This is a genomic window from Bacillus sp. OK048, from assembly GCF_900103525.1.
GTDB lineage: Bacteria > Bacillota > Bacilli > Bacillales > Cytobacillaceae > Neobacillus.
Map to the genome: position 1 here is coordinate 21,729 of NZ_FNHN01000023.1, position 10,812 is coordinate 32,540.

At 34.1% G+C, this 10,812-nt stretch carries 13 protein-coding genes; 12 read left to right on the plus strand and 1 reads right to left on the minus strand.

The genetic code is table 11. The features are described 5' to 3' along the window. Positions 1 to 166: 166 nt before the first annotated feature. From BLR86_RS24535 to BLR86_RS24560, 8 genes are all read left to right on the plus strand, one after another. Positions 167 to 853 (plus strand): hypothetical protein, encoded by a 687-nt coding sequence (locus BLR86_RS24535; RefSeq protein WP_090768139.1) that lies wholly within the window; start codon positions 167 to 169, stop codon positions 851 to 853. A 198-nt stretch (positions 854 to 1,051) separates the two neighbouring features. Further along, complete coding sequence (locus BLR86_RS24540; protein WP_090768142.1) at positions 1,052 to 1,609, plus strand: DUF5412 family protein; 558 nt, start codon at positions 1,052 to 1,054, stop codon at positions 1,607 to 1,609. A gap of 121 nt (positions 1,610 to 1,730) precedes the next feature. Further along, positions 1,731 to 1,898, plus strand: a complete 168-nt coding sequence (locus BLR86_RS26530) for a hypothetical protein (RefSeq protein WP_217642429.1) — start codon at positions 1,731 to 1,733, stop codon at positions 1,896 to 1,898. A 46-nt stretch (positions 1,899 to 1,944) separates the two neighbouring features. Next, positions 1,945 to 2,094 (plus strand): hypothetical protein, encoded by a 150-nt coding sequence (locus tag BLR86_RS26325; RefSeq protein ID WP_175493041.1) that lies wholly within the window; start codon positions 1,945 to 1,947, stop codon positions 2,092 to 2,094. Between the two features lie 188 nt (positions 2,095 to 2,282). Further along, the gene (locus BLR86_RS24545) at positions 2,283 to 2,858 is read left to right on the plus strand and encodes a GNAT family N-acetyltransferase (protein WP_090768144.1); all 576 of its coding nucleotides are present in this window, start codon (positions 2,283 to 2,285) and stop codon (positions 2,856 to 2,858) included. A 287-nt stretch (positions 2,859 to 3,145) separates the two neighbouring features. Beyond that, complete coding sequence (locus tag BLR86_RS24550) at positions 3,146 to 3,586, plus strand: histidine phosphatase family protein (protein WP_254782445.1); 441 nt, start codon at positions 3,146 to 3,148, stop codon at positions 3,584 to 3,586. Between the two features lie 294 nt (positions 3,587 to 3,880). Then, a complete protein-coding gene (locus tag BLR86_RS24555; protein WP_090768146.1) occupies positions 3,881 to 4,378 on the plus strand; it encodes a kinase in 498 nt (165 codons plus the stop codon). A gap of 148 nt (positions 4,379 to 4,526) precedes the next feature. Then, positions 4,527 to 5,105, plus strand: a complete 579-nt coding sequence (locus BLR86_RS24560; protein WP_090768149.1) for a histidine phosphatase family protein — start codon at positions 4,527 to 4,529, stop codon at positions 5,103 to 5,105. Positions 5,106 to 5,255: 150 nt separating this feature from the next. Here BLR86_RS24560 and BLR86_RS24565 read toward each other — a convergent pair whose 3' ends face one another. After that, positions 5,256 to 6,140, minus strand: a complete 885-nt coding sequence (locus tag BLR86_RS24565; protein ID WP_254782446.1) for a LysR family transcriptional regulator — start codon at positions 6,138 to 6,140, stop codon at positions 5,256 to 5,258. A 118-nt stretch (positions 6,141 to 6,258) separates the two neighbouring features. On the opposite strand from BLR86_RS24565, the gene aroA reads away from it, so the two are divergent. The 4 genes from aroA to BLR86_RS24585 all read left to right on the plus strand — a co-directional run bounded on the left by aroA (position 6,259) and on the right by BLR86_RS24585 (position 10,589). Beyond that, positions 6,259 to 7,602, plus strand: coding sequence for a 3-phosphoshikimate 1-carboxyvinyltransferase (aroA, locus tag BLR86_RS24570; RefSeq protein WP_254782447.1), 1,344 nt, complete (start codon positions 6,259 to 6,261; stop codon positions 7,600 to 7,602). A 111-nt stretch (positions 7,603 to 7,713) separates the two neighbouring features. Further along, positions 7,714 to 8,142, plus strand: coding sequence for a GNAT family N-acetyltransferase (locus BLR86_RS24575; RefSeq protein ID WP_090768155.1), 429 nt, complete (start codon positions 7,714 to 7,716; stop codon positions 8,140 to 8,142). Positions 8,143 to 8,341: 199 nt separating this feature from the next. Next, positions 8,342 to 9,616, plus strand: coding sequence for an IS110 family RNA-guided transposase (locus BLR86_RS24580; RefSeq protein WP_090768159.1), 1,275 nt, complete (start codon positions 8,342 to 8,344; stop codon positions 9,614 to 9,616). A gap of 505 nt (positions 9,617 to 10,121) precedes the next feature. Next, positions 10,122 to 10,589 carry a GNAT family N-acetyltransferase gene (locus tag BLR86_RS24585; RefSeq protein WP_090768162.1) on the plus strand — a complete coding sequence of 156 codons (468 nt, stop codon included), beginning with the start codon at positions 10,122 to 10,124 and terminating at the stop codon, positions 10,587 to 10,589. The last annotated feature ends 223 nt before the right edge of the window (positions 10,590 to 10,812 follow it).

Genomic DNA, 10,812 nt, shown 5'->3' on the forward strand with positions numbered 1-10,812 from the left:
TTACTGCGCAATAAACTCCTTCTATTTTAGAGCATTTTGTGAATGATTTCACTCAAACTAACGGGGCAGGTTAGTGCAAGAAGGAAAACCTTTATTTTTGTCGAATTTTAGTGTATTGATAGTAGAAAATTTAAAAACAAAAATAAGAAAATAATCGAGGTTAATTATGAGTGTATTTTTAAAATTTAATAGAATACGTACTAATATTAGAGTAGGCAAAAAGCAAATAGCATATTCGGTTTTATTTGTATTCATTTTTGGGGTTGCATCAGGTCTTATTGCGAAAATACTTGATTCGACTTTAATTCCTTACGAACTTTCATTCTTAGGGTTCATCGGAAGTAACTTGGGGGTATGGATATTTATTCTTACTTTGGTAGCTGCCTATTCTTACACTCCCAAATTAGCCGCAACACGTGTTTTTGTATTCCTTATTTCAATGCTATTTTCGTATTACATGTATACGAACTTAATTCTTAACCTTTTTCCATTAAAGTATATTGTTTTTTGGTTCTTGGCTGCATTACTATCAATAATTCCAGCCTACATAATGTGGTTTTCACGTACTGACCACTTAATTTCTAGTATTATTACAGCTTTACCAGTTTCTGCGATTGCATTTGAAGGATATAAAATCTATCTTTTCACGGTAGAGTATTATGAAAAATTTGCGAATGTCGAAAATGTTCTTGTAAGTGATGGAGTATATTTTGATATGCTTGGCACCGTAATATCGTACGCTTTAATGATAATTATCATTTTACTTTTTGTTCCAAAGAGAAAAAAACAAAGTTTGTATATTATTCCTTTTTCCGTAGTCATATTTTCTTCCTTAGTGGCAATAACACTCTAATTGTTCTTATTCAACTAAAGGGTAGCATTACTTGAACAATGGTAATGCTCCTTTCTTCTTCAAGTAAAGGGGCAGGCTTGTTCAATAACTATTGCTTATTTATGGTAATAATATTATTATGTCTTTATACATAGAATTTCTATATACATAAAATATCTAAGTATAAAAAATTTAATCTGTAATTGGAAATGGGGGATTATGATTTTAATTTTATTTGGTATCTTAATTTGTTTTATTACCATTATATTATTCTTAATTTTATGTGCAAAGATAATAATTTCTTTTATTAAAAAGAAACCTTTTCCTAAAAAATTGCTAATTGCAACGTTATCTGGGGTTGTTTTAGTATCTTCAATCTATATATATGAAATGTACTTTTTTACATTTAGTGAAATTGATAGAGAATATACTCAAAACGGACCCGGACCTGTAACATCCCCCACAGAAAAGTATACGGCTAATGCTTTTTATGAACCATATGGTGGTGCGGCTGGAGGAGTTAATGTATGGGTTGAAATCACATACAATAATGAGGAAAATAAAGTTAAAACTGTTTATTATGGGGATGCAAAAAGGAATTTTTCTATGGAATGGATGGATGAAGATACCCTTCATATTCTAAATGACGAACCTGAGTATCCAAATTCAAATAGAAGTATCAAATTAGAAATTGGTAAAGAGATTTATCATGAAAATGGTTTAGCATGTAAAAGTTTGTTATTGAAAGACGAATATGAGACTTGCTACCAAAACTAATACTTATTGCACTACCATGAAAATAAGTTTTTCAAGAATGTAAAAATGACAACACTTAAGAAGACCCTACTCAATCGTTAAAAAAAGAGGAGAGCGTTAATTAATAATTCTATGGATTAAATTGACTGGATTAAGGTCAGTATCAGTATTGACACTTCCAAACCATTTTCATTCTCTGTGGTGCAGCACTGACTTTGGGCTGCATGGATGGCTAACGGGTGCAAGAGTTGCAGATAAAGCTGTCATTTTGGCAGCTTTTCTTATTGAAGTAAAGGGCAGGTTAGTGTAAGTGGTTATGGTACAATTTAACATATAAAAAAGGGGGAGGAAATTTCATGGGGAGAATAATAATTGCAATAATTTTGACGGTTTTGGGAGGAATTCTTGGAAGTTTCATAGAACCGCCAGCATTTGCAAACAGTATTCCTATAGCAATTATGGGAGGATTTATTTTGGCAGAGATTCAGCGTAAGAATGATAAATAGTAAGCATCTTATATCTAAAATTTAGTATCTTATATTTCGTGGATTGTGAAGTTTTGTACTTAAAGTAACGGGTGCAAGAGTTGAACAAGGCGATCAACAAAACTGATCGTCATTTCTTTTTTTCGAAAACGATTGAATATTATGTTAATGTTAGGTTTGAACAGATATTAAGGAGGAAATTCACTCTTATGATTAAAATTGTTGGACAAAAAATTGAATTAAAAGAAGCTAGTCAACAAGATATTGATGATATATATTATTGGAAATATGAAGATAGGCAACAAGAAGCGAAGAAGTGGAATGGTCCTTACATACCTGAATCTAAAATGACAAAAGAAGAATTTCAAAAAAATTGGGAGAAAGACTACGAAATTGCTCCCAACACTCCAGATACACTAATCATTTTTGTAGGGCATAAATTGATTGGAACAGTAGGCTCTTATTGGGTAGATAAAAACACTAATTGGTTAGATAAAAACACTAATTGGTTAGAAACTGGTATAGTTATTTATGATAAAAATTACTGGAATGGTGGTTATGGAACTGAGGCTTATAAACTTTGGATTGATTTCCTATTCGGTTCTACTGATTTACATCGGTTAGGAATGTCAACTTGGTCAGGAAATGTAGGAATGATGAAGGTAGCAGAAAAAATTGGAATGAAAGAAGAAGCGAGAATAAGACAAGCAAGAATAGTAGATGGTGAATATTTTGATGCAATTAAAATGGGGATTTTACGAAAAGAATGGGAACGGTCTTCTTAAAGTAACGGGTAGCAATAGTTGAAAACCAGGGCTGTCGTGGTGGCAGCTTTTTTCTTATTGTGCTAACGGTACAGGTTAGTGGAAGTAGGATTTCTTAATTCTTTTACAGAATAACAGTTAATGGTAGTAAGTAACGTGCAAATTCGAGGAGAAGTATTATGGAAATATCATTAATTAGACACGGAAAATCACAACTAACTGAAAATGATAAAATAAGTGGTTGGTAATTTAAGAAGTGGGTTGAAAAGTATGATTACAATGGAGTTATTGAAGAGTCAACCTATCCCTTGGCAACCCTTGAAAAAGTTGCAACTGCAAATATTGTTATAACCAGTGATTTAAAAAGGGCTGTTGAGTCAGCAAGATTATTAAATCCAGTAACGAATATCATTTCTGATCCTTTATTCCGAGAAACTGAGTTACCTTCTAATTCATCCCAATTATTTAATGTAAAATTAAAGCCAAGTATTTGGGCGATTGTATTAAGAATACTATGGTTCAGTGGATATTCAACCGATTGCGAGTCTTTGAATCAAGCAAAATTCAGGGCAAATAAGGCATCACAACTGCTAATTGATTACGCTAATAAAAACAAATCGGTGGTTTTAGTTGGACACGGTTTTTTTAATATTTTAATTGCTAAAGAGTTACAGAAAAAGGGCTGGAAAGGTTCAAGAAAAAGGGATGCAAAGCATTGGAATTGTATGACATTTTTCTTGTTCCACTAACGGAGTAGGATAGTAAAATAAGGTTTCAAACTATTCAGGGGGAGGTTTTGTAATAGAAAAAAAATAGACAAGCCATTATTTGGGCTGTCATCGCTACTGTTCTTGTTTTAATTTGGCTTCTTACAAGATAAGGCTTATTGAACGGGTGCCTTAGCACAACAGGAGTTCGTCATTCTGCGGTCTACTTCAACTGACGATCCAGGTTAGTATCGGATGCATTAAAGTAAAAAAATGTTGTTATTACCAATGGAAGATTATATAAATAGAAGGCAATTAGGATGCGTAGGGGAGAAAATGGAATCTAGGCTAATTATCATACGAGGAAACTCTGGGAGTGGAAAAACAACGACTGCGAAAAGTCTTCAAAGTCATTTGGGGCATGGAACGCTCTTGGTTTCTCAGGATGTCGTTCGCCGTGAAATGTTGAAGGTTCACGATAGAGAAGGGAACCTTTCAATTGATTTGATTCGCAAAATCGCAGAATATGGTAAAGATAAATGTGATTTTGTAATTGTCGAAGGAATCTTGTATAAAAGTCGTTATGGTGAAATGCTGAATAACTTAATCCAGTTCTATAACCAAAAGACATATACTTATTATTTTGATTTATCCTTTGAGGAAACAGTCATACGTCACAACTCTAGTTCGAAAAAGATGGAATTCGGAGAAGATTCTTTAAGTGCCTGGTGGAATCCAAACGATTATCTTGGCGTGGATGGAGAAACAATTTTGACTAATGATATGTCACAGAACGATGTATTGAAACTGATTTTAAATCAACTGCAAGAGTAATTATTCGATTGGTTTGAAATACTAATGTTCTTCAACTATCAGGGGCGATTCTTCAATAAAGAAGGGTCGCCTTTTCCTTATTGAAGTAACGGGGCAGGTTAGTGGAACAACCTAAATTGGAAATAGATATTTTGAAAAGGGTGGGAGAATGACCACAATAGGACTAATTAGACACGGAATAACTGAATGGAATTCTTTAGGTAAGGCACAGGGAATATCTGATATTCCTTTAAATGAGATTGGCAGGAAGCAAGCGTCGGATATTGGAGATAGGCTATCTCAAGAAGATAAATGGGATATGATTATTACAAGTGACTTATCACGTGCTATTGAAACGGCAAAAATAATTGGAAGTAAACTAGAATTACCTATTAGCCATAATGATAAAAGGGTTAGAGAGATAAATTGTGGAGAAATTGAAGGAACCACTGAGGAAGAAAGAATCAATAGATGGGGAAGTAAATGGCGTAATTTAGAACTTGGAATGGAAAAGTTTGAAGATGTATCTAAAAGAGGAGTAGAGTTTTTAGAAGAAATAGTTAGTACATATAACGGGAAACGAATATTGGTAATCAGTCACGGAGCATTAATTGGATTAACATTGCAACAATTACTTCCAGAAAAATTTCAAACGACTTATATCGATAATACGTCTATTACTATTTTAAATAATATAGAAGGCAAATGGGATTGTAATTTATACAATTGTACGAAACATATAAATTAACTTTCTTCAACTAAAGGGTGTGTTAGCGTAAGTTCGGGGCTGCCATTTTGGCAGCTGTTTTTATTGAGCTAAAGGAGCAGGTTAGCAATAAGGTTTATAAAAGGGCAACCAAAATATCGGTTTGCCCTTTTCAAAATTGTATTTGTTTTTTTAATGGCTTCTTTCAACTAAATGTTTAAAAAACTTATTCGCTGCTACTGACAAAGGAATCTCTTTTTTTGTTATTAGCCCAATTTTTCTATTTTCTATTTTTTCATTCAAACGTACTTCAAATAATTCACCCTCAGATAATTCTTTCAAAACCAATTCCTTTGTGACAAATGCAATCCCCATTCCGATTTTTGCACATTCAATTAATAATTCAACACTTCCAACTTCAATGTCGGGTTTTACATTTAGCTCTTGTTTTTGAAATAGTTGATTTAGAAATCTCCTTGAACTGCTTGTTTCAGAAAAGGAGATTATAGGGTAGTTGAGCATCTCTTCAAGAGAAAAATGTTTTTTAGCTAAATTTTTATATTTTTTCCCTACAATAAAGGTACTACTAATGCTTAAAAATTCGGTTAGTTTTATTTGAGATTGATCAATCGGTAAATGAATAACACCAATATCAATAAGTCCGTTTGTTAATTTGTCCAATATCTGAGGCGTAGAACCATGTTGTAGCTTAATCTGTATTTCTGGAAACATATCTTGGAATGTTTGTATATGAGGCAGTAAAAAATGTTTACATGATGAATCACTACCTCCGATTGTAACATGACCGCTTTTTAAATTTTTTAGCTCCGAAATCTTTCGCTCCGCGTTATCAATTAATCCAAAAGCTGGGCTAATATATCCAAATAGTGTTTCACCTTCATGTGTCATTGTAACTCCTTTTGAGGTTCTAACAAATAATTGAATCCCTAGGCTTTCTTCCAATTGTTTAATGGCATGACTTACGCTTGGTTGTGTTATATATAACTTTTTTGCAGCTTTACTAAAGTTCTTTTCCATTGCCGAAACATAAAAAACACGATAAAGGTCTAATTGCATGATATAGATACCACCTATAACTGTTATGATTAATATTAATTTCATTTATATCTTAATCGTATTTATAATAAAGATACAGAAAATAATAAATAAATTTGTTAATAAGGGGAGTTCGGAATTGGAAAAGTATAATTTTGATGTAAAAGCCCGTAGCCCATGGACACCATTAAAAGGTGTTAATACGATAAGTGTTTCACCAAGTAAAAGGAGAATAGAAGGATCAATTACTATTCCTGGGAGCAAAAGTTTCACTAATAGAGCACTAATTATAAGTGCTTTAGCTAATGGTAAGTCAAAAGTGAAAGGTATTTTAAAAAGTGACGACTCGTTTTGGTGTTTAGATTCCTTAAAAAAATTGGGTGTAAATATAGAAATTCAAGGTGAGACAGTTTTCATTGAGGGAAATGGTGGCAAATGGGAATCAGGTAATTTGTATATTGGTGCAGCAGGGACAATTGCACGATTTTTGCCTGGAGCATTAGCAGTTTCTGGTGAAGGGACGTGGGAATTAGAAGCCAGCGAAAGTATGAGTAAACGACCTGTTTCACCCTTAGTCGATGCTTTTAGGGAGCTTGGTGCTGAAATAACATATCTAAGTAATGATGGTTACTATCCGTTGTTAGTTCAAGGAAAAGAATTAACTGGAGGCGAAGTTAGCCTTTCGGGGAATATTTCTAGTCAGTTTATTAGTGGTTTATTGATTGCTGCACCTTATATGAAAGATACAATCACAGTCAATATTAAGGATCATATCGTTCAACACTCATATGTACTTTTAACTTTAGAATTAATGGAGAAATTTGGTGCGAAAGTTCAATATGATAATAATCTAAAAGAAATAGTCGTTTATCCTTCCAAGTACACTCCACAAGATGTAAATTTAGAAGCAGATGTTTCGACCGCTTGTTACTTTCTTGCTCTTGCTGCGGTGACAAATGGTAGAATACGAATTGATAATCTAACTTATGAAACAAAACAACCAGATATAAAAATGGTTGATGTCCTAGAACAAATGGGATGTAAAGTAACAAGGGGCTCGTCTTTTATTGAAATAGAGGGAGTTACTCAATTAAAAGGTGGGTTTGAAATCTCTATGAGGGAGATGTCGGATCAGACATTAACATTGGCAGCTATTGCTCCATTTGCAGATGGACCAATAACGATAAAAGATGTTGAACATATACGTCATCATGAATCGAATCGAATTAGTGTAATATGCGAATCACTATCTAGGTTAGGAATTAAAGTGGAGGAATTTAAAGATGGATTAAAAGTGTATCCAGGTAACCCGAAACCAACTTTACTAAATACGCACGATGATCATAGAGTTGCAATGTCATTAGCACTTATCGGTTCAAGAGTTGAAGGGATACAAATAAATGATCCAGGATGTGTTTCTAAAACTTGTCCTCAGTATTTTGCGTTGTTGGAGAGCTTAGGTTTAAACCTAATTCAACATTAAATTTTCAAGTGATAATAAAGGACGTTATTGAACTAACCCAGGGCGATTCTTCAGATTATTGTCGCAGGATAGTATAAGATTAAATAGATTAATTATAGAAAGAGGTATCATATGAACGAAAACATTCAAGAATTAACAACACAAAAACAATTGAAAGAAGCATTTCCTATTCTAAATCAATTACGAAGTGATTTAACCGAAGAGTCATATTTTGAGCTACTCCAAGAAATGCAAAAAGATGGATATAAGTTGTTTGCTCTATATCACAATGAAAAAATTGTTTCGTTAGCTGGTGTGAGTTGGAGAATTAATTTCTATAATAAACGCCATCTTTTCATCTATGATTTAGTAACAGATTCAGAACACCGTTCATTCGGGTATGGTGAAAAACTACTGTCGTATATACATAGTTGGGCAAAAGAACAGGGGGCAGATTATGTAGCATTAGAATCTGGACTCCAACGAATAAACGCTCACCGTTTTTATGAAGAAAAGTTAGACTACGATAAATGGTGCTATTCTTTTAGAAAGACACTTTAGTTTATCCTTATTGTATTACGGGTGCATGGGTTAAAGCTCCAGCTGCCATTTTTCGGCAGCCTTTTTCTTTTTGTGCTATCGTAGCAGTTTAGCATTCCTGTAGATCGTTAAATATCAGGTTTGAAAAAAATAAAGCCCCTCAGTAGGATATGAGTATAGATACCACTCTAACTCAGAATCTTAAGGAGGAAGCCCTACTATGAATTTTAAAATGCAAGACAAACAAAATCAACTAATAGAAAGAATTTCCGATACACATCTTATTGTTGGTATAGACATAGCTCAACAATTTCACGTTGCTCGAGCTGTAAACTTCCGTGGAATTGTAGTCGGAGATCCCCTTACATTTGTAAATAATGAAGAGGGGTTTGTTAAACTGCAAAATTGGATTGAAAAGTTAAAAAGACTAAAAAATCTAGATACCACAATAGTAGGTATGGAACCTACTGGCCACTACTGGAAAAACCTATCTAAATGGCTTGTTAAACAAAAAATTGAGGTAGTAACAGTCAATCCCCACCTAGTAAAGAGAAACAAGGAGAATCGTGATAACACTCAGTCAAAGAGTGATAAAAAAGATGCACTCGTTATCGCTGATATGGTGAAAAACGGCTATTATTCCTTTGTTCGCCCTTCATCTGAATCCTTTGAGAAACTCAGAGTTTTAATTTCTAATCGTGACGTGATTGTTAAACGTCTCGTAAGCTCTACCAATCAGATCCATAGATGGGTAGATATTGTGTTTCCAGAACTTAGACAAGTATTTAAAGATGTCACTTGTAAAGGGGCAATCGCAACCCTCCGATTGTTTCCTACTCCTAATGAAATAGCTTCCTTTGAGCCTCTAGATGTCATGAGGGGATGGAAGTCTTTAATGCAGCGACAACCAGGACCCAAAAAGGCTCAATTACTAATCAATCTAGCAAAATCCTCGATAGGAACTGGACAAGGACTGGATGCTTATAAGCTCCATTTAGAACAATTACTGGAGGAGTATGACCTCGCCATAAAACAACTCGAAAGAGTTGAACAACAAGTTAAAGAAGTTCTCAATAAAATACCATTTGCAAGGAAGCTGCTTATGATTAAAGGTATAAGTGAAATTTCATTAGCTGGAATTTTAGGAGAGGCTGGAGATCTAAGTGGGTTTTCTCATGGGAATTCTCTATTACGCCATGCAGGACTCCATTTAGCTGAAGCAAGCTCAGGAAAATGGAAAGGGCAGATTGTCCTCTCAAAACGAGGGAGGTCTAGACTACGGCGTTTCCTCTACCTAGCAACCATGAGCCTTGTGATGAATAACCCTGAGTTTAAAGCTATCCATGCATATAATGTGAAGGTCAAGAAGATGAAGAAAATGAAGTCTATCATGAAGTTGGTCGGTAAATTAGCAAGAATTTTTGTAGGTATAGCTAAGCGAAACGAATCTTACTGTGCAAATAAATTACAAGAAACAATCCCATTAGCAGCATAAAAGCAGTATGACTAAAAGTCTTATAGTTAAATAGTTATAGTTATCTTAAATTTTGAATGTTGTCTTATTCGTAGGATTTCAAATATGCACGGAGTACCAGGTTTCTTCAACAAAAGGGCACTGTGACCCATCAGTTTAGCATAACTGGCCTCCACCCCTTGGATAGGCATGACGAAGGAATGAGAGGGCAATTGACCCGTTGAGACATGGGAGGGAAAGCCCCCAGGGGCGGCGTGGAGATGTGCATTATATGGTAAAATATGGAGTGGTAGCTGACTCCTTTATTTAACTATGCCTTCACGAAGCCAAGATGATCTGAACTCATTTCAATTACCCGTAAATCCAATTACAAGGGTTATGAAATCCTGCGAATAAGTGAGCATTCAAGAGATATTCGTATCAAACTGAGGGAGTTGAAGAATCTTATTAATATTATATTGAACTCGAATAATAAAATTGTTAAAATATGGGAACAAATGTTCTGCTATGGGAAGGGGAGTCTAAAGTGCAACTTTATTTTTACAATGACAGTTTCAAAAATGCAATCGAAGATTATGAATTAACGGATGAACAACTACGTTATACTGGGATTCCAAAAGATTGTATAGAATTATCAAACGAAGATTCTGAACGTTATTCAATCTTAGCAATAGAAGAAGATAAACTTTTAACTTTTTTTGTTTTACATAAAAATGAAGGGGTAAAACCATATTCGAATAATAATAATGCAATTTTATTAAGAGCTTTTTCAACCGATCTCCGATATCAAGGCAAAGGATATGCGAAAAAGGCAATGATGCTTTTACCCGAATTTGTTAAGCAAAGTTTTAGTGAAATAAATGAAATTGTTTTAGCGGTTAATCTTAAAAATGAAATAGCACAGGGATTATACAAAAAATGTGGATTTGTTGATGAAGGTGTTCGAAGAATGGGAAAAAAAGGTGAGCTTATTATAATGAGTTACCATTTATAAACAACAGGCTATGTTAGAATAAATAACTGGAAAGAAGTAAGATTGTGAAATCTTGTACTTAAACTATCGGGTGCGATTGTTCAATAAGAACAGTCGCTTCTTTTGCTAACGAAGCAGTTTACTTTAATAAAGGAGCATTCCTGTTAGAAGGATTTTCGGGGACTTGAACAATAAAGAGCCCTCTTGGTATGATACGGGGTGTCAAATCGTGGCGAAATGACCC

What these genes read in the sequence shown, in the direction of transcription:
- BLR86_RS24535 (WP_090768139.1), top strand. Translation starts at nt 167, where the DNA reads ATGAGTGTATTTTTAAAATTTAATAGAATACGTACTAATATTAGAGTA.
- BLR86_RS24540 (WP_090768142.1), top strand. Translation starts at nt 1,052, where the DNA reads ATGATTTTAATTTTATTTGGTATCTTAATTTGTTTTATTACCATTATA.
- BLR86_RS26325 (WP_175493041.1), top strand. Translation starts at nt 1,945, where the DNA reads ATGGGGAGAATAATAATTGCAATAATTTTGACGGTTTTGGGAGGAATT.
- BLR86_RS24545 (WP_090768144.1), top strand. Translation starts at nt 2,283, where the DNA reads ATGATTAAAATTGTTGGACAAAAAATTGAATTAAAAGAAGCTAGTCAA.
- BLR86_RS24555 (WP_090768146.1), top strand. Translation starts at nt 3,881, where the DNA reads ATGGAATCTAGGCTAATTATCATACGAGGAAACTCTGGGAGTGGAAAA.
- BLR86_RS24560 (WP_090768149.1), top strand. Translation starts at nt 4,527, where the DNA reads ATGACCACAATAGGACTAATTAGACACGGAATAACTGAATGGAATTCT.
- BLR86_RS24565 (WP_254782446.1), bottom strand. Translation starts at nt 6,140, where the DNA reads ATGCAATTAGACCTTTATCGTGTTTTTTATGTTTCGGCAATGGAAAAG.
- BLR86_RS24575 (WP_090768155.1), top strand. Translation starts at nt 7,714, where the DNA reads ATGAACGAAAACATTCAAGAATTAACAACACAAAAACAATTGAAAGAA.
- BLR86_RS24580 (WP_090768159.1), top strand. Translation starts at nt 8,342, where the DNA reads ATGAATTTTAAAATGCAAGACAAACAAAATCAACTAATAGAAAGAATT.